The organism is Haemophilus parainfluenzae (genome assembly GCF_014931375.1).
Classification (GTDB): Bacteria; Pseudomonadota; Gammaproteobacteria; order Enterobacterales; family Pasteurellaceae; genus Haemophilus_D.
On the sequence record NZ_CP063117.1, the window covers coordinates 1,667,729 to 1,693,103 of the forward strand.

Consider the following 25,375-nt stretch of genomic DNA (forward strand, 5'->3'; position numbering starts at 1 on the left):
CTTGGGATTTTTTCTTTTTATCCCCCTCTTAATTTGAAGAAAAGCTTTCTAAACAACTATTACTCAAATGAAAATAATTTTCATTGATCGACGAAAACGTTTTCGCTATACTTGCGCCTCTTTTATTATCTATCGGGTTATATATCGGAACACAATTATGAAATTTAAATTAAGTCTTATTTCAACTGCACTTTTGGCGAGTTTCTCCGCGTCTACTTTTGCGGAAACTGAACAAGCCGCAAATACAAACACCGAAGTACTTGAGCAAATCAATGTTCAAGATACGGGTATCAAACAAAATGGTTATCAAACAACCGGGACATCCGTTGTATCAAAAGCTGAAGTGCCTGTATTCGACACACCAAACACAGTAAATATTCTTTCAACTAAACTATTGGAAGATCGCAAGCCTGAATCACTCATTGATGCACTTTATAACGTTAGTGGTGTGAGCCAAGCCAACACCTTAGGTGGTATGTTTGACTCTATTCAGAAACGTGGTTTTGGTGGAAACCGTGACAACTCAATTATGCGTAACGGTTTACAAGCTGGCCCAGCTAAAAACTTTAGCGCGACAACTGAAACCGTTGAAGTTTTAAAAGGGCCTGCATCTGTGCTTTATGGTATTCAAGATCCAGGTGGCGTGGTCAATATCATTACTAAAAAACCACAACAAACACCTCGCTATGTCATTGGTGGAACTTTAGGTAATCATAGCCTATGGGGAACACAATTAGATTTCACTGGTGGCTTAGGAAATGGTTTTGCTTACCGCTTTATCTATGACAAACAAGAAAAAGACTACTGGCGTAATTTTGGTAAAGTGAAGAATACCACTTACGCACCATCACTTTCTTGGGAAAATGATAAAACTAAAGTGCTTCTTTCTTATGAACATAAAGATATTCTTGAGCCATTTGATCGTGGTACAAATCTTTTAACGGCAACGAATGCATTACCGGATATCCCTGTATCACGTCGTTTAGATGAGCCGAATAATGAAACAACCGCAAAAACCGATAATATCGATTTCAAAATTGAACACAAATTAAGTGACGGTTGGAAATTAAATGCGGGTTACAGCTATGCTCGTTATAAATATTTCTATAACCAAGCACGTATTACAAATATCAATGTTAAAGATGTTGCGATCCCTGCTATTAAAAATAAAAAGGGCGAGATTACCTCTCCAGAATTAAGCGCTCGTCATGTACGCCGAGCTATTGAGCAACAACAAGGCGATCAACGTGTTCATAGTGGCACATTAAATATCGTCGGTGAATTTGGTATTGGTGATATTGCTAACCGTTTTGTAGCCGGTGTGGATGTTATGCGTAATATCCGCGATATTGGACCTATTTATAACCAAGGTATCATGAGTTCTGATATCAATATCGATCATCCAAATTATACCAATCCGGTTGCTGAACATAAAAACGGTAACGGCAACGCTTACCAATATAACCATCTCAAAACCGTTGGTGTTTATATTCAAGATACCGCTTACTTTACAGATAACTTTATCATGACAGGTGGTTTACGTTATGAGTACTTTGATCAATTTGCAGGACGTCATTGCTTAAATGCAGCAAACTGTAAAAAAGGTCAAAATCTAACAAAAACCGGCAATACCGATCAGCACGATGGTAAATTATTGTATCAATTAGGTGCCGTATATAAATTTACGCCACATATTGCGACCTTTGCAAACTACTCTGAGTCTTTCCGTCCACAAATGAGTGTGGCAACACCTGTTAGCGGAGATTTAAAACCAGAACAAGGTAAATCTTTTGAAATTGGTGCAAAATACGAAAACTCTGGCTTCAATGCGACACTTGCATTATTCAATATCAGCAAACGTAATGTGGCAGAAGCCGTTGGTTCGGGTTCAAATGCGCAATTGAATATCGTCGGCAAACAACGTTCTCGTGGTGTGGAATTTGATCTTAATGGTCAAATTACGGATAGTCTAAGCGTAGCGGCTAACTATACCTACACCAAAGTAAAATCACTTGAAAATGAACTTTATCCTGATGCAGTAAATCAACAACTTTCTGGTGTACCAAAACATCAAGCTTCTCTATTCTTAGCTTATAACGTAGGTGAATTTGATTTTGGTAACATCCGTGTTGGTGGTGGTGCTCGTTATTTAGGTTCTTGGCATGCTTATAACAGTGATTACACTAAAGCATACAAATTGCCTCATGCCGTGGTATATGATGCCTTTATTGCTTACGATACCAAAATCTCTGGCAAGAAAGTGTCTTTCCAACTTAACGGTAAAAACTTAGCAGATAAAACTTACTATCCATCCACCTCTGGTAACGCAACAAACACGTTAATCCCTGTTGCATTAGGTTATGGACGTGAATTTATCTTCAACACTAAAGTTGAGTTTTAATTGAGCGCACAATACGAGGGCGAATCATTTCGCCCTTTTTTCGTTTTTTACTTTATGGATAATCAATGAATTGGCAAACTGAACTTAACTCAAGTTTAAGCTGGATTTTGACCGCACTTTTCTGGGTGATTGTATGCTTTAGCGTGACGACACTGGCACTCAAACACACCACATTCGGTCAAAAGTTTTGGCATATTGCATCCCCTTCGATTAATCTCCGTAACAGCATCAAAATCATCGTTATGCTACTGGTGTTGTTTACGATGATTTTGTTAGAAGTGCGCTTCAGCGTACTCAACTCTTTTTTCTATAACGGGCTTTATAGCTCAATGCAGGAATTAGATGCGGATAAGTTTTGGTTCTTTGCAAAACTGAATGCCCTCTTAGTATTGGTACAAGTTATCCACTCCATCGCCGATTATTTCTTGCAACAAGTATTTGAAATCCGTTGGTTGGAAAGCTTGAATAAAGTCCTTGTTAAACGATGGTTAGAAAATAAAAAATACTATCGCCTCAAATACGAAAAAGATCTGCCCGATAATATTGATCAACGTATTGAACAAGATGCCCGTGAATTTATCAGTAGTACTGTGAAAATTGTGCGCGGTATGATTAATTCTATTTTGACTACCATTGAATTCACCATCATTCTTTGGTCACTTTCTGGAATATTAAGTCTTTTTGGCTTGAATATCGAAAAAGGCGTCGTTTTCTTTATTTATGCTTTTATTATCCTCGCAACACTGATGTCTGTCTGGATTGGTCATCCGTTAATCAAACTGAACTTCAATAAAGAAAAACTCAATGGTGACTACCGTTATTCTTTAATTCGAGTGCGAGATAATGCGGAAAGTATCGCGTTCTATCAAGGTGAACAGCAAGAACAGCATTTACTGAAAAACAAATTTGCCGAAATCATTCATAACCGTTGGGCAATTGTATTGAGAATGTTGGGATTAGACGGCTTTAATGGAAGTGTCACGCGTGTTGCAAAACTCTTACCGTTAATGCTGCAAGCACCTCGTTTTTTCACTGGACAAATCAAACTGGGTGATATGCACCAAACTGTGCAAGCATTTAACCGATTAATGACCGCACTTTCCTTCTTCCGTTTGTTCTATGAGGAATTTACGCTCTACCAAGCACGTTTAAATCGTCTTTATGGTTTTATGACGAAGTTGGATGAATTAGATCATTCAGAGGTTCATCAACCCATGAAATGTTCTAACCGTGTTGCATTATCAAACTTTGGTATTAAAGATGAGCAAGGCAGATTGTTGCTTAATAACTTGAATATTGAATTAAAAAATGGTGATGCTTTATTAATTCAAGGGCCTTCTGGTACGGGAAAAACATCGCTATTAAAAGCGATGGCAGGAATTTATCCTTTTGAAACAGTTGGTCTGGTGGAACATCCTTGTGTGACCAGTTTATTCTTACCGCAACGTCCTTATATGCCACAAGGCACGTTACGTGAAGCGATTTGCTATCCTGATATTGATCCTTATCATCCTGAATTGGAAAAAACACTGGCAGATTGTTGTTTGGATAAATATCTTCACAGCCTTGATGTGGATAATGATTGGCAAGCAATTTTGTCACCGGGTGAATTACAACGTGTGGCATTTATTCGGATTTTACTGACGAAGCCTGAAGTGGTCTTTTTGGATGAAACCACATCAGCACTTGATGAGCCAACCGAGTATATCCTTTATAAAACGATTAAAGAACGGTTACCCAATATGATCATTCTGAGTGTGGGCCATCGCGGCACATTGCATCAATTCCATAATAAACAATTGGATTTGACAGTCTGCATCGTCTAAATAACAAAAGGCTAAATTATATTTAGCCTTTTCTTTTTACTACGCCCGTACAATTGCTTAGAACTTGCACAATGCTTGCTACACACCCCAATCCCCCCTATAATTCCTCCAATTTTTCTAATTTCATTCTCACAATGTCAAATAAAACCATTGCCAAAAATACGCTATTTCTTTACATCCGAATGCTCTTCAATATGGGGGCGATGCTGTATATCTCTCGTGTGGTATTGCAGGTATTGGGTGTGGAAGATTTTGGTATCTACAACATTGTGATGGGTGTCGTGGTCTTATTTTCCTTTTTTAATGGCACAATGACCGCCACTACTCAGCGTTTTATTAACGTAGAAAAAGCCTCGAATGACATTCCACGTGTCAATAAAGTCTTTAATATTAGTATCTTAAATCACCTACTCATTATTTTTATCGTATTCGTGTTAGCCGAAACCGTCGGTTTATGGTTTTTAAATCACAAATTGGTGATCCCCGCTGAACGCTTGCAAGCCGCAAATATCGTTTACCAATTAGCATTAATTATTGCCCTTGTTGAAATCATCAAGGTGCCATTTAATGCCATGATTGTTGCACACGAGAAAATGGGATTCTATGCTTGGTTGGGATTAGGGGAAACCATTTTAAAACTGACCTCTGTCTTTATCTTAAGCCATATCACACATTACGATAAGTTGATTACTTATGGTTGCTTATTGCTTTCAGTCAGCTTAATTGTGCTCTCCCTTTATGTGTTATTCACTAAATATTATTTCAAAGAGGCCGCACGTTTCCACTTATATAAAGATTTAAGCAAAACTAAAGAAATGGTGAGTTTTTCCGGTTGGATGCTTATGGGGCAAGTCGCTTATGTGGGTTCAACACAAGGCTTGAATATGGTATCTAACCTATTCTTTGGCGTAGCAGTCAATGCAGCTGTCGCTATTGCGACTCAGGTAGAAGGTGCTGTTTATAGCTTTGTGAATAATTTCCAAATGGCGGCTAATCCGCAGTTAGTCCAGTCTTATGCAGCAAAAGATTATGATCGCAATCGCCAATTAATTCTTGGTATTTCAAAATATTCACTTTATTTAATGGCGATTCTCTCTGCGCCTGTATTGTATTTCACCCATACCTTACTGACATTTTGGTTAGGCGATCATCTTCCGCAATATACTGAACAACTTGTACAAGCTATTATTGCTTGCTTATTAATCAGCGCAATGGCTGGCGCATTTTGGATGAGTGCATTAGCCATTGGCACATCTACCGTAAAACAATACAATATCATCGTTGCGTTAATTGATCTTTGTACGGTGCCATTGGCTTATTATTTGTTCACACTAGGTTATAATCCAGTATTTGCCTTTGTGGGTAAATTTAGTACGATGGTCATCTCACAAATCTATCGATTATATTTTATTAATAAAAAAATTAAATTTAACCAAAAAGAATTTGTCTCATATTTAGTGAATGTCGGCGTGGTGTTTGGTCTGCTATTAGGTATCATCTATATATCAGATACTACCCGTAGCTATTCTTTATTGGAATTTATTGGACAATCCATCATCTTAGAAATGGTATTAATCTGTGTCATTTTAATCTTCGGATTAAACACAGCAGAAAAAAATTTCTTGTTTAGCTATTTAAAGAAAAGAGTAAAAAATGAATCAACTCCTTATTGATTTAAAAAATAAACTGAATCCTATTGTTGAACTGATCAAAGATAAAAACGACGTATTTTATTTTGACTACCCGCTTCATTTGAACGTGGGCGATTTATTGATTTATCACGGCACAGAACAATTTTTCAAAGATCTCCACATTAACGTGACCTTAAAACGCTGTGAATATGATTTAGATCTTAAAGAAGTCAAAGCAAAAATTACACCGAACACTACCATTCTTTTACATGGTGGTGGCAACTTTGGTGATCTTTATCCGCAGCATCAAAAGATCCGTGAAGAAATGGTGACCCATTTCCCGAATAATCGCATTATTGTGTTACCACAAACCGCTTATTTTAAGCACGAAGAAAATCTGCAAAAATCAGCCGCACTTTTCCGTAGCCACAGTGATTGCCATCTACTAGCTCGCGATGAAAGAACGGAGAACTTATTTGCACAATTTTCTGATCATGTTTATTTATCACCGGATATGGCACATCAGCTTTATGGCACGATGGAAACCAAGCAAGGCACAACGGGTGAACAACTTTATTTCTTGCGTAAAGACATTGAAGCAAGTGATGTAGAGAAAAATATCCTCGCGCAACTGCCCGCCAACAGCAATGTAAAAGACTGGGAAGACATTCTTTCAACCGAAGATGATGTGGTTTTAGCATTAAGTTGGCGAATGAGTAAAATGGCCAATAAATTTGGTTTAAGTTGGCTAAAAGATCTCTGCCATCAATTCTGGTATGCCTATACTCAGCACATTGTAAAACGTGTTGCGCAAGTATTCTTAGCGAACGACAAAGTGACCACAACTCGCTTACATGGTCATATTTTCTCTTGCTTGTTAGAAATTCCAAATCGTGTTTGCGATAACTCTTATGGTAAAAATAGCAGCTATGCGAAATTGTGGACTAAAGAGTTGGATTTTGTTGAATTGGATAAATAATGTTTGAATTGAAAAAACTCATTACCGCCATGATTCTTCCCCCATTTAATATTTTAATTTTGTGGGGGCTATCTCTTATTCTAGCTAAATTCAATTTTAAAAAATTAAGCCGAATTTCGACCGCACTTGGTTTCTCACTACTCTATCTTTTAAGTATTCCTTACACTGCACAAGTACTTAAAGACAGTCTCATTACTGAAGATCATTTAACACTGCAAGATTATCAACAAGCTCAAGCGATCGTTTTACTGGGTGGTGGTTTACGTGATAGCAAAGAGCTTTATGCGCCATTAGCTTCAACGGGTATTCAACTTGAACGCTTACGTTATGCCGCTTTCTTACAAAAAGAAACGCACTTGCCACTATTGATTACAGGGGCGAGTCCAACTGGTGCCATTGAGGCCAAAATCGCCGCAGAAGAGCTCCAAAACTTCTTTAATGTGCCAACTAAATGGATTGAACCTAAAGCACTTACCACCAAAGAAAATGCCCTTTTCACCAAACAAATATTGGAAAAAGAAGGTATTCATAAAATTATTTTAGTTACCAATGAATGGCATATGCAACGTGCAAAATTATTATTCCAACAACAAGGCTTTGATGTGTTACCTGCAAGTGTAGGTGAAGGCATTACGCCTGACAGTTATGGACTTAATATGATGCATTTTATTCCGCAAGGTGGCGCAATTACGAAAAATATGCAATTACTCAAAGAGTGGATTGGATATTGGAAAGAGCGCTAAAGTGCGGTCAAAAGATCACAAATTAGATAATGTTAAGAGGAAGAAAACATGAGTCAAATTACACGCGAACAGATGCTTCAGGTATTCGAAAATCGCTGTTCCACACGTTATTACGATCCGAATAAAAAAATTAGCCAAGAAGATTTCGCGGCAATTTTAGAATTTGCTCGTTTATCACCAAGTTCAGTCGGTTCTGAGCCATGGAAGTTCTTAGTTATTCAAAATAAAGCATTGCGCGATAAGCTCAAACCTTTTAGCTGGGGTATGCAATATCAATTAGATGATTGTAGTCATTTAGTGATCATTCTTGCGAAGAAAAATGCTCGATATGACACGCCTTTCTTCCGTGATGTGGCGGTGCGTAGAGGTTTACAAGGAGAGCAATTAGAAAAAGCCTTGGAAAAATATAAAGGCTTACAAGAAGTTGAAATGAAAACCGCAGAAAGCGAACGAGCATTATTTGACTGGACAAGCAAACAAACCTACATTGCATTAGCGAATATGCTAACTGGTGCTGCCGCTATCGGTGTAGATTCTTGCCCTATTGAAGGCTTTAACTACGATAAAATGAATGAAGTTTTAGCCGCTGAAGGCCTCTTTGATCCAAATGAATGGGGCGTATCCGTGGCAGCAACATTTGGTTATCGAACGAGAGACATTACCAAAAAATCTCGTAGACCAATTGAAGAAATCGTTACTTGGGTTGAATAATCTATTTTCAAATAAATGGGCAGCAAACGCTGCCCTTTTCTTTACCCACCAAACAAGGCTGCGCCACCTGTTACAGCCCCCATCGAGCCATATAACAAGCTTAGTGCAAAAAAGATCATAATTGCGCCCGCAATGCATTTAATCATGGCCTCACCTTTTTGATTAGAACCAGTTAAACCGTACCAATGGCCTAATCGCGTTGCGACATTTCTCGCATAGCGCACTAACGCAGCAAAAAGTGAAAGCATTAATCCTGTGCCCAGAGACATGGCAAACGTAGCTACAATTCCCCACCAATAAAGATCCAGCATATAAGCGAGAAAGAGCACAAAAATAGCGCCACTACACGGTCGCATACCAATAGTCAAAATCACTAAGAGCTGAGATTTTAAATCACCTGATTGCTTAAGCTGTTGATTATTCGGTAGATGTTGATGCCCACAGCTACACTGTGTTTGGCTTACTTTTCCTTGCCCATATCGAAAAGGCGAAGCTGTTCCAATCTGTTTTGGTAATGATTGAATCGATGTGATACGAAAAGATTGCTTTTTCTTTAAGCCTTTCAGACCTTGAGCGATCCAATAAAGCCCTAACAGCACTAATAAAATTAAAGCACTACGTTCCAGCCATAACTGACTAAGTTTAAAATATTTTGAGGAAAGATTAAGTATCACCACCACAATGGAGGTTGCAGCAACTGCGACAAAACCTTGCATGAGAGAGGAAAGCAAGCTTAAGCGTACGCTGGTCTTAAGTTGGCTTTCGTGCGTAGAAAGATAACTAGCGATAATAAATTTGCCATGCCCAGGCCCTAATGCATGTAATACACCATAAGAAAAGGCGGCAAAAATCAACCACAATCCTGCCGTTGATGAATGTGCTTGAATCTGGTGTAGATTTTCAGAGATCAACTGATTAAAGGCTTTTTGCCAATCAGCAACTTGCACAAACAGCCAAGGTAATAATGCGAAGATAATCGTTAATAAACCAATAAAAAGTGCGGTTAGTTTTAACTTCATTTTTATTCACACTTAATTTTTACTTTCTGCGCAAACAATACACCAAGAGAATCATCTTCATTTTTTTGCGATTTATCCAATGATGATGCGTAAGATTGAATTTTTTCATCGACATTAGGTTCCAGCACCTCGCCTTTGCAATTTGCAGGAAGTGATGAAAAATCAACCGCTCTTTTGCCTGGTTCTGCATACCGCATAGCCACATAATAAGTGCGATCATAAGTCATCAGCGTAAATTCATTATTTTGTAAGGCCTGTGGCTGTACCAAAAGAAAATCAAAATAATATTCCACCTCGTTCCCTTTCACACGCATACCGTAATTTTCAGGGTGTTTTGTGTATTTAATCTTATGATTTTCTTTGTCAAAGACATAACTAAAGTAATGTTCATTCACAACGTTCGCCATGACTTCATCAATTAACTTCTGTTGGGCGGCCTTATCCCCTTTCGCCTGTTTCACATCATACAGGACGGCTGAAGAACTGGCCTCATCAAGTAACCACTGCGTCGAGAAACCAATTAATTGATTATCTTTCACTAAGGGTTTCGTTTGCATATCGATGAATGCGTGGGGATGCGCTAGCGCTGAAAAAGGTGAAATCAGCAATAATCCAAGAAGTAATTTTTTAAACATAAATAAGAAAAAAGAGTGGCTAAATGATTGAATAGACAGATTTTATCACAAGCAGTTCCCAATCAAAATCGAATAAAAATCAGTCTAAAAGTAAAAAATCCTATGATTTTATTGATTTTTATCAAAAAATGATTCATTCGCATTTCCCTTATAACTGAAATTTATGTACTATTTGTTTCGTCAAGTGATTGCTTGATATTCATAAAGTTCCTAAATAAAATAATCATAAATATAGCTAAACTACTTTCCTACCACCCTGTATGGGTGGTTTTTTTTGCCTTTCAAATAGCTTATTCCATAAACATCAAGTAAAATAACCGCACTTTTATTCATAACATCGAGAGAATTATGTCAACGCAATTTGTATATACGATGCACCGTGTCGGCAAAGTGGTGCCACCGAAGCGCCATATTTTGAAAGATATTTCTTTAAGCTTCTTCCCTGGTGCCAAAATCGGGGTGCTCGGCTTAAATGGTGCGGGTAAATCAACCCTTTTACGCATTATGGCGGGTGTGGATAAAGAGTTCGAAGGTGAAGCTCGTCCACAACCAGGTATTAAGATCGGTTATCTCCCACAGGAACCAAAACTTGATCCGCAACAAACTGTGCGTGAAGCGGTAGAAGAAGCGGTTTCTGAAGTAAAAACGGCGCTTACCCGTTTAGATGAAGTCTATGCGCTTTATGCTGATCCTGATGCGGATTTCGATAAACTCGCGGCTGAACAAGCTAACCTTGAAGCCATTATTCAAGCACACGATGGTCACAATTTAGATAACCAATTAGAACGTGCAGCTGATGCTTTACGTTTACCGGATTGGGATGCAAAAATTGAGCATTTATCAGGGGGCGAACGTCGTCGTGTCGCACTTTGTCGTTTATTACTCGAAAAACCAGACATGCTCTTATTAGACGAGCCAACCAACCACTTAGATGCGGAATCTGTAGCATGGTTAGAACGCTTCTTACATGACTACGAAGGTACTGTTGTGGCGATTACCCACGACCGTTACTTCTTAGATAACGTAGCAGGTTGGATCTTAGAACTTGACCGTGGTGAAGGTATTCCTTGGGAAGGTAACTACTCTTCTTGGTTAGAGCAAAAAGAGAAACGTTTAGAACAAGAACAAGCAACTGAAAATGCGCGTCAAAAATCAATTGCGAAAGAGTTAGAATGGGTTCGTCAAAATCCGAAAGGCCGTCAAGCGAAAAGCAAAGCGCGTATGGCACGCTTTGATGAATTGAACTCAGGCGAATATCAAAAACGTAACGAAACAAACGAACTCTTTATTCCACCTGGTCCACGTTTAGGTGATAAAGTGATCGAAGTGCAAAACCTCACCAAATCCTACGGTGATCGCACTTTAATTGATGATTTATCATTCAGCATTCCAAAAGGTGCTATCGTAGGTATTATCGGAGCGAATGGTGCAGGTAAATCTACCCTATTCCGTATGCTTTCAGGTCAAGAACAACCAGATAGCGGCTCAATTACAATGGGTGAAACTGTGGTACTTGCCTCTGTCGATCAGTTCCGTGACTCAATGGATGATAAGAAAACCGTATGGGAAGAAGTGTCTAATGGACAAGATATTCTCACTATTGGTAACTTTGAAATTCCAAGCCGTGCGTATGTTGGACGCTTCAACTTCAAAGGCGTAGATCAACAAAAACGTGTGGGCGAATTATCGGGTGGTGAGCGTGGTCGTTTGCATTTAGCTAAACTTCTACAACGTGGTGGTAACGTACTGTTATTGGACGAACCGACCAATGACTTAGACGTTGAAACTTTACGTGCGTTAGAAAATGCGATCTTAGAATTCCCTGGTTGTGCAATGGTGATTTCCCATGACCGTTGGTTCTTAGACCGTATTGCGACTCATATTTTAGATTACGGTGATGAAGGTAAAGTGACGTTCTACGAAGGTAACTTCTCTGACTACGAAGAATGGAAAAAGAAAACCTTAGGTGAAGCTGCAACACAACCACACCGTATTAAATATAAACGTATTGCAAAATAAGAAATTAAAGTGCGGTTATTTTTGACCGCACTTTCCTTTTACATCTGGAGTGACTATGTTAGTTTATTTGCACATTGTTTGTGCATTTTTAAGTTTAGGATTATTAATTATCCGTGGGGGAATGCAATTAAGTGGGAAAAATTGGCGCGCGATTAAACTGCTAAAAATTTTACCACACTTAGTTGATACACTTTTAATTGCAAGCGGCTTAACGATTTTCTTCTTGGTCGGTTATCAGCTACAAAGCTGGTTGGTCATGAAAATCATCATGCTTGTGCTTTATATCTTCTTCTCGGCTAAATATTTTAGTCGTAAAGCGGTCAACCCAAACAGTGCATTTCTGGCATTTGCCTTGTTAAGTTTCTTAGGTGCAATGTTCTTTGCCTACCAACCAAACTTTATGGAAGGCTAATTATGAAAAAATCCATCTTCAATTGAAGATGGATTTTTGTCTTATCTTAACCACCGGCTAATTTTACTTTAAACCCTTTTTGTTCTAAAAGTTGTTTTAGTAAATCACGTTTTTCGCCTTGAATCTCAATATTGCCGTCCTTAACTGAACCACCACAACCACACCGCTTTTTAAGTTCAGCCGCTAACTTTTTCAATTCATCATCTGATAAATCTAGCCCTGTAATCACTGAAACGCCTGCGCCTTTTCGACCACTGGTTTGTTTTTGTATGCGAACCACACCATCACCTTTAGGGCGTTGTACTGGTTGATTTTGCTCTTTAATTCTACCTACTTCGGTAGAATAAACTAAAGTACTCTCTGTCATATTACAAAAGTGATGAATTAATTGAACGAAGCACTTCTGCTGGATTTTCAGCTTGAGTAATTGGGCGACCAATCACCAAATAATCAGAACCAGAACGGATAGCCGCAGCAGGAGTCATAACGCGACGTTGATCGCCAAAATCACTTCCAATTGGACGAATCCCCGGTGTGACTAATTTAAAATCAGGGCCACAAGCATTACGTAAAATCTCCACTTCCTGTGGTGAACAAACGACGCCATCTAATCCCGCACGCTGTGTTAAATGTGCAAGACGTAAAACATGTTCAAGTGGTGAAGAGTTAATACCGATTTGTAATAAATCCAAATCCTCCATACTGGTCAATACGGTTACTGCAATTAATAACGGTGCATCTTTTCCATAAGGCTCGAGAATTTTCTTCGCCTCTTCCATCATTTTCAGACCACCGCTAGCATGGACATCAACCATCCATACCCCTAAATCAGCCGCAGAACGCACTGCTCTTGCCACAGTATTAGGAATATCATGAAATTTAAGATCGAGGAAAATATCAAATTGACGCTCGTGCAATTGCTTAACGAAATTTGTTCCCAGTGTGGTAAACATTTCTTTACCCACTTTTAAGCGGCATAAGCTTGGATCAATTTGATCCACGAGGGATAGCGCTTGCGCTTCCGTTTCGTAATCTAATGCAACGATTACTTTGCTATTCATAATTTTACCTCACTGTGTCAATTAATTATGTTCTGGTTTGATGGATTCCCACCGTTTGCAAGAAGGGCAATTCCACATTAATTTATGGGTCTGATAACCGCAATTTGAGCAACGGTAACCAAAGCCTTGCTTAATTCTCTCACCGACCATTTTATGTAGCAAAATTAAGCTTTCTTTACCTCGCCCTTCCTCTGCATCATCAATTTGGAATTGAATAAAACGGTGGAAAATAGATGTACTCGGATGTTTTGTTAACTGCTGATAAAGTTTTGATTGTGCGGCACTCTTACCATATTTCTCTTCAATCACGCTTGCTAACATTAAATCGACTTTAGTATTGTTAACCTGCTGGCTAGCTCGAATCAAGAATAACTCAAAGTTATCTCTCTCTCCTAATTCATCATAACAATATTTGAGCGTTTTCAGCACTTCACCAATATAAATTGGGTTTTGATCAAGAATATTCTCTAAAAAGTGAATGGCTTGACGATAGTTTTTATTAGCCATTTCTAAATCAGCAAGCAGCATTGATGCTCTCACACTGGTTGGAGATACATTCAGCGCTTTTTGTAAAATACTGCGTTTTTCGACCGCACTTTCAAGTTCACCGCTTAAGGCATATTCACAATAACATTGTGCTAATTCCACATTATTTTCTTTGGGTGAGATCTTGGCAAGCTTCTCTGCGATATTAACGGCTTTTTTCCATTCTTTTGTTTTTTGGTAAATCACCAAAAGCTGCTGAAGTGCATTTTCAGCAAACTCTGGTTCATCCACCATAATAATATAAAGCGCTTCAGCGCGGTCATAAAAACCGACTGTCATGAAATCTTTGGCAAGTTGCTGTTTAGCTAATAATTTTTGTTCGAAAGAATAATTGGGACTACGATCGAGTGCTTGATGGATCCGCAAAGCACGATCCACTTCGCCTCGAGAACGGAAAAGATTACCGAGCGTTAGCTCAGCTTCAAATTGTGAGTTGCTTTCAATTTCATTTTCTGTTTCTTGTTTTTGCAACATATCAAGAAACAAATCAACGGCTTTATCCGTTTGATTGGAAAGCAAAAAATTGACCCCCGTGACATAATCACGGGAGAGTTTATTACTAATATCTTCCTGATCTTTCTTGGCACTCCGATGTCCCATATACCAACCGTAAGCGGCGGCTATTGGCAGAAGCAGAAAGAGTAATTCAAGCATTATACTGCCTTATCGCGAGTAGTCGTTAATTCGTTAATTTGTAATGTTTGACGTTTAACTTGACGCGCTAACGACATATTTTTGAATTTTAATTTTAAGTAGAAGAATCCGGTAATCAACCAACCTAAAATTAATCCAAAACCAAATAAAATCGCGACTAGCGTTGAAAGTTGGAATTGGCTTTCAGCAACAATGTAGTTAAAGGTGATTACTTGATCATTATTCGCCCCTATAGTTACCGCAACGATTACGATAGCTAGCACAATAATGAGTCCGAGAATATATTTAATCATCACAATCTCCTTGTTAAGAATAGTTTCATTATGCCAAAATTTGTAATAAAAAACGACACCTAAGTGTCGTTTTATTGATATCGATTGGTATGTTTAAGCAAAAACATTTACGCGATCTTTTAATTCTTTACCTGCTTTAAAGTGCGGTACCGATTTAGCATCTAATTTTACAGAATCACCGGTTTTAGGATTACGGCCCACTCGCGGTTGACGATGGTGTAAAGAGAAGCTACCAAAACCACGCACTTCAATACGATTACCTTCTTCTAAAGATTGTGCAATGAGTTCAAGAATATCCTTTACAATACCTTCTACTTCTTTTGCGGATAAAGTTGGGTGCTTTGTTGATAGATTTTCAATTAGTTCAGATTTAGTCATCGTCAACTCTCCTTTAAATTTGTACTTAAACTTGTTATTAAGACTTACAGGTAATGCATTAGTTCATAATAAATTACCGCTAAATCCTTGTTAATTATAGCTGGTAGTAATAAGGCTGAGTCAATGACCCAGCCTTATTCATGTGAATTAATTATTCACCTTTAGCTGCTTTGAAAGCTTCAGCCATTGCGTTTGGAATAGCAACATCTTCTTGTTTGGTATTCACGTTTGCAACTGCAGCTGCTTCTTCAGCTTGATCTTTCGCTTTTACAGATAAGTGAACGATACGTGCTTTACGATCTACACCAGTGTATTTCGCTTCAACTACATCGCCTGCTGCAACTTCGTTTGTTAAGTCTGCTGCACGGATATAACCTTCAACGCCACCTGCTAATTCAACTTTAGCACCTTTAGCGTCAGCTTCAACAACAGTTGCAGAAATTACTGCGCCTTTTTTGTTGATCGCTACGAAGTTGTTGAATGGATCATCTTCAAGTTGTTTGATACCTAAAGAAATACGTTCTTTCACTGCATCTACTGCTAATACTACTGCAGAAACTTCATCACCTTTTTTGTAGTTACGAACTGCTTCTTCACCTGCAACATTCCAAGAAATGTCAGATAAGTGAACTAAACCGTCGATACCACCTTCAAGACCAATGAAGATACCGAAATCAGTGATTGATTTGATTTTACCAGTAACTTTGTCGCCTTTGTTGTGAGTTTCAGCGAATTGAGTCCATGGGTTAGGTTTGCATTGTTTTAAACCTAAAGAAATACGACGACGTTCTTCATCAACTTCTAACACCATTACTTCAACTGTATCGCCTAAGCTTACAACTTTAGATGGGTGGATGTTTTTGTTAGTCCAATCCATTTCAGAAACGTGAACTAAACCTTCAACGCCATCTAAGATTTCAACAAAACAACCATAGTCAGTTAAGTTAGTTACTTTACCAGTTAATTTGCTGTTTACTGGGTGGTTTTCAGCGATAGCAACCCAAGGATCTTGACCTAATTGTTTTAAGCCTAAAGATACGCGAGTACGATCTTTGTCAAATTTTAATACTTTAACAGTTACTTCGTCGCCTACATTCACGATTTCGCTTGGGTGTTTAACACGTTTCCAAGCCATATCAGTGATGTGTAATAAACCATCAACGCCACCTAAATCTACGAATGCACCGTAGTCAGTTAAGTTTTTAACGATACCTTTAACTTCTGAACCTTCTGCTAGGTTCTCAAGGATTTGTTCACGTTCTTGGCTGTTTTCAGATTCGATCACTGCACGACGAGAAACAACAACGTTGTTACGTTTTTGATCTAATTTGATTACTTTGAATTCTAATTCTTTACCAAGTAGGTGATCAGCTTCACGCGCAGGACGTGTATCAACTAATGAACCTGGTAAGAATGCACGAACACCGTTTAACTCAACTGTGAAACCGCCTTTCACTTTGCCGTTGATTAAACCGATAACGGTCGCTTTTTCTTCGTAAGCTTTTTCTAATTCAATCCAAGATTCGTGACGAACTGCTTTCTCACGAGAAAGTTTAGTTTCGCCGTAACCATCTTCAACTGCATCTAAAGCTACGTTTACTGTGTCGCCAACTTTAACTTCAAGTTCACCTTGAGCGTTTTGGAATTCAGCAACAGGAATTGCAGATTCAGATTTTAAGCCGGCATCAACAAGTACAAAGCCTTTTTGAATAGCAACAACAGTACCGCTAACGATTGAACCTTGACGGGTTTCAAGGCCTTTTAATGATTCTTCAAAGAGTTGAGCAAAAGATTCTGACATATAAATAATCTTCTTAATTTAAGTTAATAACATCCACATTAAGATCCATAAAATGCGGGGTTGAGGATAAATGTCTATTCTTCCTTGAATAAACAGTTAAATCGAAATTGACGCTTTTTGTTGAATATAAGCTAACGCTTGAGCAATGACTTCATCAATACTCAATGTTGTGCTATCTAACAATAAAGCATCATCAGCCGGTTTCAATGGCGCAACCTCACGATTTCTATCACGAAAATCGCGTTCTTGTATCTCGGCTAAAATCTGTGCAAAGTTACCATTAATTCCCTTATTTTGCAACTGTTTATAGCGTCTTTTTGCACGTTCTTCCGCACTTGCATCTAAAAATAGTTTAACTTGTGCATTTGGGAAAACCACAGTTCCCATATCTCGCCCATCAGCAATCAGTCCATCATTTTTGCTAAAATCCTGCTGAAGTTGCAGTAAAGCTGACCGCACTTTAGGGAACACTGCCACTTTTGATGCAGCTTCCGCCACTTCTTGCGTACGGATTAAATGACTCACATCCATCCCACCAAGAAGCACATTGACTTCTCCATTTTTTGGAATGAACTGAATATCTAAATGACGGGCTAACTCTGCTAATCCTTCTTCATCGGTTAAGTCTGCATAACGTTTCAGCGCAGCCAATGCCGTCACACGATAAATCGCACCACTATCTAATAAGGTAAAACCTAACTTCTCTGCCAATGCGTAACAAAGTGTTCCTTTCCCTGCCCCACTTGGACCATCAACGGTGATAATTATCCCCATAAAAATCTCCAGTTAAAATAATAATGTGGAGAATTTTACCTTATTCTCCACATTATTGCTTTTTAAATTTGATTAGCCAGAGTTACTGTCGAATCAAGTAACACTTTTGCTCCTTTTTGGCACCAATCATCAGTAATATTTTCTGCCTCATTATGGCTTAATCCATCAACACAAGGAATAAATATCATTGATGTTGGAAATTTATGATTTAGTTGACATGCATCATGACCAGCTCCAGAAACAATATACTCCCAAGAATAACCTAATAAATCACAACTTTCTTGGACCGTTTTAACCAACGCTGAATTAAATTTAACTGGAGATAAAGAAACAACTTTCTTAATATCAAACACTAAATTATTTTCTCGAGCAATATCATTCAAAATCTCATAAATTTCTCTTTCGATATTTATTAAACTTTGTTCATTAGGATGACGAACCTCTAGCGTAAAATAAGCTTCACCTGGGATTACATTAGGGGAATTTGGCGTTAATTTAATCTGACCAACAGTTACACGCCCCTGATTCACTACTTCTCTCAAACCTAATTTATTAAATTTGACTATTGCCTTTGCCATGCCTACTGATGCATCTTGACGCATATTCATTGGCGTAGTTCCAGCATGAGAAGACAACCCCGTCAATGTGATTTGATACCAGTTCTGTCCTAATGCACCAGTTACTACACCTATTTCAGTCTGATTATTTTCTAAAACAGGACCTTGCTCGATATGAAGCTCTAATACAGCATAAGGATGATATGATGAAAAATCGTCTGTACCTAAATAATTAATATTATTTAAAGCTTCTTCCACTGAAATACCATCCTTATCTTTTTCAGATAATGCAGCTGTAAGAGATAAATTACCAATAAAAACTGAAGCTCCCATCATAGCAGGAGAAAATCTAGCCCCTTCTTCATTTGTCCACATAACAAGATCAATAGGTCGCTCAGTTTCGATATTATGATCATTTAATGACAATAACACTTCTAATCCAGCTAGCACCCCATAAATACCATCGTAACGGCCACCTAATGGCTGAGAATCAGCATGAGAACCGATTAAGATTGGCGCTAATCGGTTATCCTTTCCACTACGGCGAATAAAAATATTACCAATTGCATCTATTTTTATCGAAAAGCCTGCATCTTTGGAAAGTTTAATCAAATAATCTCTTGCAAGTTTATCCTCATTACTTAATGCAAGTCTTGTTACACCATTTAAGGGTGTTTTCCCAAATTGAGAAAACACATCTAACAAATAAAGTAATCTTGAATTATTAACATCCATGTTATTCCTCATTTTTAGCTGACTCTTCTTGTAATCGATATCTAAAATCACAGAAGCCATCACCATTCATGACTGTATGAGGTCGACTTAAACTCACATTTGGTGCATATCCCTCAATAAATTTGCTATCTCGATTACAAGAAAGCAGGAACCCAATTTCTTCTAATCCCATTTCTTTATACATTTCAGCATAACGACAACGATGTACATTATAATCATATTTATAATGATCATTATTAATAACCTCTATACGTAATGCATCATCCTTTTCCCATAAATATTGTAAGGCCACAAAACTCTCTACACTCGTACCATTAGGTTCTCGTTTGGCATATTCCTTTCCTGCATCAATTGCAGCATTAGCTACAGCTTCCTCTATGATAGATTTAGCTTTATCTAAACCAAATTCACGTTTCATAATTTCGTAAATAGGCTTAATTATTTCTGCTTCAATTTTACGTTGCTGTAAAATACCAATCTCGACAAACTCAGGAAAATCTTTATTCATTTTCACTCCTTTAAATTACAAAATCGTTACGTAAAATTTCATTATTAATAAATCGACGAATTCGAGGATCATCATTATTTCTTAACTCACTTGGAGTTTGTAAAAATGCTATTTCACCAGAATCCATAAACGCAATTTTATCTGATACCCGCATTGCGAATTGCATCTCATGGCTCACAATAATCATTGTCATTCCTTCTTTTGCAAGTTCTTCCATAACAAGCAATACTTCTCCAACTAGCGTAGGATCCAATGCCGAAGTTGGCTCATCAAACAGCATAATTTTAGGTTTCATCACTAAAGCTCTTGCAATAGCTACTCGCTGTTGTTGTCCACCTGATAATTGATGTGGATATTTATTGGCATGTTGCAACATTCCTACTTTATCAAGCATTGCTAAAGCCAATAATCGAGTCTCATCTTTAGGCTTATTATGATACTCAGGAGCAAGGAGAAGATTTTCTAACACTGTCTTATGTGGAAATAAATTATAATTTTGGAATACCATTCCTAAATTCACAATTTTACCCACTGAATTTGAAACAAAATGGCTACCATTGATAAAGTCCTCCCCTTCTAATTTGATACTTCCCTCATCTAATGACTCTAAACCATTAATACTTCGAATTAACGTTGTTTTACCAGATCCTGAGTAACCAATAATAGAAAGTACCTCCCCCCATTTTAAAGAAAGATCAATACCTTTTAGAACTTGTACGCCGTTAAAGGATTTTTTTACTCCATGCACACTCAATGCTTCATCGCTATTAGCATGTTCAGTTTTTAAAATACTATAAGGTACTAATGCTGACTTATCGATAGCAACCTCAGCATAATTTTCATTTTTAATTAAAGATACATCTAATTTACTTTCAACTTTTTTTAGCACCCAAGACAAGAAACTTACGATGATAATGTAATAAAATGCAACAGCAAGCAAAGTTTCTAATACTAAAAAGTTACGTGTATAAAGCTGTTGTCCGACCAATAAAATCTCAGTTAAAGAAATCACCGAAACAAGAGAAGTTAATTTTACAATTGTAATATACTGGTTAGTTAGTGGAGGTAACGCTACTTTTAATGCCTGAGGAATAATAATTAAACGTTGAAGCCCCCAGAATCGAATTCCTAATACTTTACCAGCTTCATATTGACCTTTAGGTATAGAGGATAAGGCTCCACGATGAATTTCTGCTATATAAGCAGATTCACTGAGCACCATAGCAATTAAACCTGCAATAAATGGATTTGATAATAAAACAGAACTAGCACTCCAGAATTGAGGTACATTATAGATAAAAATTAATAACACTAATAAAGGTAAACTACGAAACAACCAGATATAAGTATTCGAAAATTTATTAACTAGTTTTTTATTCGATTGAGTTCCAAGCGCAAGAAAAAATCCCCAAATAACAGCAAAGATCCAAGTTAATGTACTTAACTCAAATACGGTTAAAACAGCTTTCCAGAAATCAGTATTTACGAATAAGCTTGCTAAATATGACCAATTAAAACCTTTTGATATCGTTTTATCATTTCCATTTTCACTAGCTAGAATCGCATTATCTAAGGCATTTTCTAGTCCATTTTGTTTTAATAATGCTTCATTTGGAAACTCAAGGTTATATTTTTTTAGTAATTTTTCATATGAACCATCTGCTAAAGTATCTTTTATCGCATGTGCAATAACAGCCTTACCTGATAAGTCATTCTTATTAAAAGCAAGCCCAATCAATACCGGATATAACTGTTCTTTATTTGTAATTTTTAAACGATCACCTAATTGATTAATCACCATCTGTGCAACAGCTGCATCTTCATACTGAACATCAACACCACCAGATAAAAGTGCTTGGGCCGCCTCTGGCGCACTCGGATACTCTTTCACAATAAGCGGTTTTAGATTTTTAGGCGCACAATACTTCTCTGAAACCTCATTCATCGTTGGAATCCAAGCTGCACCTTTCATTGAAGAAATGCTTTTACCACAAAGATCCTCTAGTTTTTGTGGAGAAAAGCTATCGTTACCTCGGACAACAAGAACGCCTCCAGTTTGTAAATAAGGGAGAAAATCAACTTGCTTCGCACGTTGAGGATTAACATATAAAGCTGAAGCGACAAGATCATAATGTCCAGCATTTAATCCAATAATAATATTTTCAATTCGAGTGTCTTTAAACTCGACTGGACGATTCAGATTTTTTCCAAGTAATCGCATTAAATCAGGATCAAATCCGCTAGCCTCTTTATTATCTAAGTAAGCATAAGGAGCATAAGTTAAATCAATTCCTACTCGTAAAGGGCTTGCGTCATTAGCTTGTGAAAAGAAAGACAACAATAACAGCAATCCTCCCACAAGAGTTTTATGTATGATGTTTAGCATTTTGATAATCCTTTTATTATTATAAAAAATAAGCCTCCATTAACGGAGGCTTTTGATTTTATGTGTTTTATAAGAGGCTATCTAATAACTGATTTCCCTATTATATAATGATTTTATATATAAGCTTACAATCTATCTATCATGCCCAACACCAATGCCGAGGATTGCTTTGCTGCAAGTGGGAGAAATTCTTCAAATGACATACTCGCTTCGCCATCTCCTGCATCAGAAATAGCTCTAACGACTACAAACGGTACGTTAAAGGCATGACAAACTTGTGCAATCGCTGTTGCTTCCATTTCTACTGCTGTCACATTGGGAAAGTCAGCTTTAATTTGAGCAATTTTTTCTTCGCTATTAATAAAGCTATCACCCGAACAAATTAAACCACGTTTTACATTTTGCCCTTGTGACTGGGCAATTTCATCGGCTAAATCTGCTAATTGTTTATCAGAAAGGAAAGCCGCTGGATTAGCGGGTAATTGGCCTTTTTCATAGCCAAATGCCGTCACATCAGCATCGTGATAGCGAGTTTCATCCGAAATAACGATATCTCCAACTTTTAAACCTTTTGCGATACCACCTGCTGAGCCGGTATTTAAAACCACATCCGGTTTAGCCAATTGTAATAAAGCGGTAGTGCCAATAGCAGCCGCGACTTTACCAATCCCAGATTGCAATAATGCGACTTCTTTACCATTAATTTTGCCTTCAAAAATGACCGCACTTGCCACTTTTGTTTCTCTCTTATCTGTCATTAATTGGGATAAAATTTCCACTTCTTGTGCCATTGCACCAACAATCCCGATTTTCATTATTTTTTCCTTTCTTGTTCGAGTTTATTCACTAAGAAATCTAATACTGCTACGCCATAATCATCGTTATACAACGTACTCGCAGTGAGAACATACTTTCCACCCACAACCACATAAGGGAACGTAAATACGCCATATTCTTCTGTTAAATTAATGGCATTATTCACATCTTCCTTTACTTCAGCAGAATGCACGACTTTATTAAATTCAGCTTTACTGATCCCTTGCGAGATTATCCATTCACGCATCTTATCTAATGACGATAATTCGGTATAACGTGCCTTTTCAGAGGTTTCAAATAACAGCGTATCTGACAACTCGCCTACTTTTAAACGCTGTAAGGTATAAAATATTGTCGCTGAAAATTTAGCTTCGTTTGTAGCAACTGGGTATTCATCTAATGCCACTTTATTAGGGCGAATTTGGCTATAAAGCTGCAAGATGTCTTGGGCTGAAGAACAAACTCGACAGTCATAATCAAAGAAAAACTGGATCGGAATTTTACGATCGCTTCTTTTGGCTTGTTCAATGGGTTCTTGATATGAAAAATAATCTCGACCATCTTCAAACTGAGCCACATTCGCTGGTGGTAAGTGCGGTGGATTTTTGGCAGAAAAATCCTTTGCACTGACTTCACCAAATGCGACATTCGTCACACTCAGCAATATCATTGCAAAGGATCCTTTTAATAATTTATTCTGCCAAACTTTTTTCATAAATTAACCAATTGGTTCAATATAATCGACTAATAATTGGACGTTTCGATTTCCACGAAACTCATTAATTTCTAACTTATAAGCAAATTTTGCCTGCTTAATCGACAAATCGGGATAATACCGAGTATCGATATTAAACGCAATGGCATCTAATAATGGACCACCATTTTTAGGCTCTACAAGCATTTTTAAGTGATTTTGATTTTGCCCGATAGCCCGTTGCTCAAAAATGTTAAACTCACCATCAAAAACAGGCTCAGGAAAAGCTTGTCCCCAAGGTCCGCCAGATTTTATCACCTCTGCCGTTTCAATACTAAATTCATTTGCTTGAAGTTCGCCATCCGTCCAAATCACACCTTGTAATTGATCTTCATTTAACCAATCTTGCACCGTTTGATTAAAAATCTTTTGAAACTCAGGGAAAAAGCTTTCTTTAATGCTTAATCCTGCCGCCATGGAATGACCGCCAAATTTTAAAATCATATCTGGATGTTGGGAATGAATACGCTCTAATACATCGCGCATATGTAAGCCTTCAATTGAACGCGCAGAACCTTTTAAAATGCCTTCTTGATCTTGCGCAAAAGCAATAACGGGTCGATGGTATTGATCTTTAATACGAGAGGCTACAATACCTAATACACCTTGATGCCAATCTTTCTGAAATAAGGCTATTCCCATCGGTAATTCATCAGAAAGTGCGGTGAGATTTCGGCAAATTTCTAAGGCTTCTAACTTCATGCCTTGCTCAATTTCTTTTCTGGCTTGATTTAAACTATCCAAATCTAAGGCTTGCGCTCTAGCCTCTTGCATACTTTCTGCAAGTAATAACTCCACACCAACAGACATATTATCTAATCGACCCGCAGCATTTAAACGGGGTGCAATCGCAAAGCCTAAATCCGACGAACAAAGTTTTTCAACTTCCCGATTAGCCACTTCAGCGAGAGCAATAATTCCTGGTCGACAACGCTTCGCACGAATTCGCATCAACCCTTGATGGGCTAAAATACGGTTATTTTGATCAAGTGGAACAACGTCTGCAATCGTGCCGAGTGCAACTAAATCCAGTAATTCAGTAAAATTAGGTTGTGTTTCAGCCGTAAAAATGCCCAACTCGCGAAATTTAGTACGTAAAGCAAGCATTAAATAAAACGCTACACCCACACCAGCTAAACATTTTGAAGGGAAATCACATTGTTGCAAATTTGGATTAACAATGGCATCAGCATTCGGCAGTATTTCTGGTGGCAAGTGATGATCGGTAATTAACACCTTCACGCCATGCTCTTTTAAATACGCCACACCCTCAAAAGACGATACCCCGTTATCCACCGTCATCAATAACTGCACGCCTTTTTCCATTGCCATCTCAGCAACAGGTACACTCAAACCATAGCCTTGCTCAAAACGATTTGGCACTAGGTATTCCACATCAGTAAAGCCCAGCATACGCAAAGCTAATACTGAAAGCGCCGTACTCGTTGCCCCATCTGCATCAAAATCACCGACGATAACAATCTTTTGTTGCTGTTGATAAGCATCAACCAATAAATCTACGGCGTGTTGAATACCGTGTAATTGATTGGGATTCAGCATTGATTGCAAAGTGCGGTCTAATTCTTGGCTATTTTTAATATGGCGAGAACGATAGAGACGATCGAGTAATGCATTATCTGAAACAGAATTTCCGGCAGGAATTTCACGACGTTTGATGAGTTTTTTCACAGTATTTTGTTATTAAAAATGACCACTAAAGGAACATTCGATATGTG

Annotated in this window: 23 protein-coding genes; 8 read left to right on the top strand and 15 right to left on the bottom strand. The window is 37.9% G+C overall.

What is annotated here, in order from left to right; all coding sequences use genetic code 11:
* The first annotated feature begins 157 nt into the window (after positions 1-157).
* From INP95_RS08065 to INP95_RS08090, 6 genes are all read left to right on the top strand, one after another.
* On the top strand, positions 158-2,401 hold the full coding sequence (locus tag INP95_RS08065) for a TonB-dependent siderophore receptor (RefSeq protein WP_197560491.1): 2,244 nt from the start codon (positions 158-160) through the stop codon (positions 2,399-2,401).
* A gap of 65 nt (positions 2,402-2,466) precedes the next feature.
* Positions 2,467-4,227, top strand: coding sequence for an ABC transporter ATP-binding protein/permease (locus INP95_RS08070; RefSeq protein WP_197560492.1), 1,761 nt, complete (start codon positions 2,467-2,469; stop codon positions 4,225-4,227).
* A gap of 134 nt (positions 4,228-4,361) precedes the next feature.
* On the top strand, positions 4,362-5,900 hold the full coding sequence (locus tag INP95_RS08075; protein WP_111327133.1) for a lipopolysaccharide biosynthesis protein: 1,539 nt from the start codon (positions 4,362-4,364) through the stop codon (positions 5,898-5,900).
* Positions 5,881-6,837: a polysaccharide pyruvyl transferase family protein gene (locus INP95_RS08080; RefSeq protein WP_111327132.1), complete on the top strand. Its 957-nt coding sequence runs from the start codon at positions 5,881-5,883 to the stop codon at positions 6,835-6,837. The genes INP95_RS08075 and INP95_RS08080 overlap by 20 nt, the downstream gene beginning before the upstream one ends.
* Positions 6,837-7,580 (top strand): YdcF family protein, encoded by a 744-nt coding sequence (locus INP95_RS08085; protein ID WP_049376249.1) that lies wholly within the window; start codon positions 6,837-6,839, stop codon positions 7,578-7,580. The genes INP95_RS08080 and INP95_RS08085 overlap by 1 nt, the downstream gene beginning before the upstream one ends.
* 48 nt (positions 7,581-7,628) lie before the next feature.
* On the top strand, positions 7,629-8,291 hold the full coding sequence (locus INP95_RS08090; RefSeq protein ID WP_111327131.1) for an NAD(P)H-dependent oxidoreductase: 663 nt from the start codon (positions 7,629-7,631) through the stop codon (positions 8,289-8,291).
* A gap of 41 nt (positions 8,292-8,332) precedes the next feature.
* Here INP95_RS08090 and zevB read toward each other — a convergent pair whose 3' ends face one another.
* Together zevB and zevA are read right to left on the bottom strand one after the other, a co-directional pair.
* The gene (gene zevB, locus INP95_RS08095) at positions 8,333-9,310 is read right to left on the bottom strand and encodes a zinc transporter permease subunit ZevB (RefSeq protein ID WP_070582330.1); all 978 of its coding nucleotides are present in this window, start codon (positions 9,308-9,310) and stop codon (positions 8,333-8,335) included.
* Between the two features lie 2 nt (positions 9,311-9,312).
* Positions 9,313-9,945, bottom strand: coding sequence for a zinc transporter binding subunit ZevA (gene zevA / locus INP95_RS08100; RefSeq protein ID WP_111327130.1), 633 nt, complete (start codon positions 9,943-9,945; stop codon positions 9,313-9,315).
* Between the two features lie 348 nt (positions 9,946-10,293).
* On the opposite strand from zevA, the gene ettA reads away from it, so the two are divergent.
* Entirely contained in the window at positions 10,294-11,964 is a 1,671-nt protein-coding gene (ettA, locus tag INP95_RS08105; RefSeq protein ID WP_111327129.1) for an energy-dependent translational throttle protein EttA, read from the top strand.
* A 55-nt stretch (positions 11,965-12,019) separates the two neighbouring features.
* On the top strand, positions 12,020-12,376 hold the full coding sequence (locus tag INP95_RS08110) for a SirB2 family protein (protein ID WP_165816470.1): 357 nt from the start codon (positions 12,020-12,022) through the stop codon (positions 12,374-12,376).
* A 46-nt stretch (positions 12,377-12,422) separates the two neighbouring features.
* On the opposite strand, the gene yciH is transcribed toward INP95_RS08110, so the two are convergent.
* From yciH to recJ, 13 genes are all read right to left on the bottom strand, one after another.
* Entirely contained in the window at positions 12,423-12,743 is a 321-nt protein-coding gene (gene yciH / locus INP95_RS08115; protein ID WP_111327127.1) for a stress response translation initiation inhibitor YciH, read from the bottom strand.
* Position 12,744: 1 nt separating this feature from the next.
* Positions 12,745-13,437 carry an orotidine-5'-phosphate decarboxylase gene (gene pyrF, locus INP95_RS08120; protein ID WP_111327126.1) on the bottom strand — a complete coding sequence of 231 codons (693 nt, stop codon included), beginning with the start codon at positions 13,435-13,437 and terminating at the stop codon, positions 12,745-12,747.
* Between the two features lie 21 nt (positions 13,438-13,458).
* Positions 13,459-14,637 carry a lipopolysaccharide assembly protein LapB gene (gene lapB / locus INP95_RS08125; RefSeq protein WP_111327125.1) on the bottom strand — a complete coding sequence of 393 codons (1,179 nt, stop codon included), beginning with the start codon at positions 14,635-14,637 and terminating at the stop codon, positions 13,459-13,461.
* Positions 14,637-14,930: a LapA family protein gene (locus tag INP95_RS08130; RefSeq protein ID WP_049369025.1), complete on the bottom strand. Its 294-nt coding sequence runs from the start codon at positions 14,928-14,930 to the stop codon at positions 14,637-14,639. The genes lapB and INP95_RS08130 overlap by 1 nt, the downstream gene beginning before the upstream one ends.
* Positions 14,931-15,023: 93 nt before the next feature.
* Positions 15,024-15,314 (bottom strand): integration host factor subunit beta, encoded by a 291-nt coding sequence (locus INP95_RS08135; RefSeq protein ID WP_279386107.1) that lies wholly within the window; start codon positions 15,312-15,314, stop codon positions 15,024-15,026.
* A gap of 145 nt (positions 15,315-15,459) precedes the next feature.
* Positions 15,460-17,109, bottom strand: coding sequence for a 30S ribosomal protein S1 (gene rpsA, locus INP95_RS08140; protein WP_054419321.1), 1,650 nt, complete (start codon positions 17,107-17,109; stop codon positions 15,460-15,462).
* A 96-nt stretch (positions 17,110-17,205) separates the two neighbouring features.
* Positions 17,206-17,883, bottom strand: coding sequence for a (d)CMP kinase (gene cmk / locus INP95_RS08145; protein WP_197560493.1), 678 nt, complete (start codon positions 17,881-17,883; stop codon positions 17,206-17,208).
* A gap of 62 nt (positions 17,884-17,945) precedes the next feature.
* Complete coding sequence (locus tag INP95_RS08150) at positions 17,946-19,235, bottom strand: M20 family metallo-hydrolase (protein ID WP_232088514.1); 1,290 nt, start codon at positions 19,233-19,235, stop codon at positions 17,946-17,948.
* The gene (locus INP95_RS08155; RefSeq protein WP_049369021.1) at positions 19,177-19,683 is read right to left on the bottom strand and encodes an L-2-amino-thiazoline-4-carboxylic acid hydrolase; all 507 of its coding nucleotides are present in this window, start codon (positions 19,681-19,683) and stop codon (positions 19,177-19,179) included. Before INP95_RS08155 ends, INP95_RS08150 begins: the two co-directional genes overlap by 59 nt.
* A 10-nt stretch (positions 19,684-19,693) precedes the next feature.
* The gene (locus tag INP95_RS08160; RefSeq protein ID WP_083304362.1) at positions 19,694-22,069 is read right to left on the bottom strand and encodes an ABC transporter permease subunit; all 2,376 of its coding nucleotides are present in this window, start codon (positions 22,067-22,069) and stop codon (positions 19,694-19,696) included.
* Positions 22,070-22,194: 125 nt separating this feature from the next.
* Positions 22,195-22,884 carry a 5'-methylthioadenosine/adenosylhomocysteine nucleosidase gene (locus INP95_RS08165; protein WP_070592238.1) on the bottom strand — a complete coding sequence of 230 codons (690 nt, stop codon included), beginning with the start codon at positions 22,882-22,884 and terminating at the stop codon, positions 22,195-22,197.
* On the bottom strand, positions 22,884-23,555 hold the full coding sequence (locus INP95_RS08170; RefSeq protein WP_232086159.1) for a thiol:disulfide interchange protein DsbA/DsbL: 672 nt from the start codon (positions 23,553-23,555) through the stop codon (positions 22,884-22,886). Before INP95_RS08170 ends, INP95_RS08165 begins: the two co-directional genes overlap by 1 nt.
* A 48-nt stretch (positions 23,556-23,603) precedes the next feature.
* The gene (gene recJ / locus INP95_RS08175) at positions 23,604-25,328 is read right to left on the bottom strand and encodes a single-stranded-DNA-specific exonuclease RecJ (RefSeq protein WP_197560494.1); all 1,725 of its coding nucleotides are present in this window, start codon (positions 25,326-25,328) and stop codon (positions 23,604-23,606) included.
* Between the last annotated feature and the right edge of the window lie 47 nt (positions 25,329-25,375).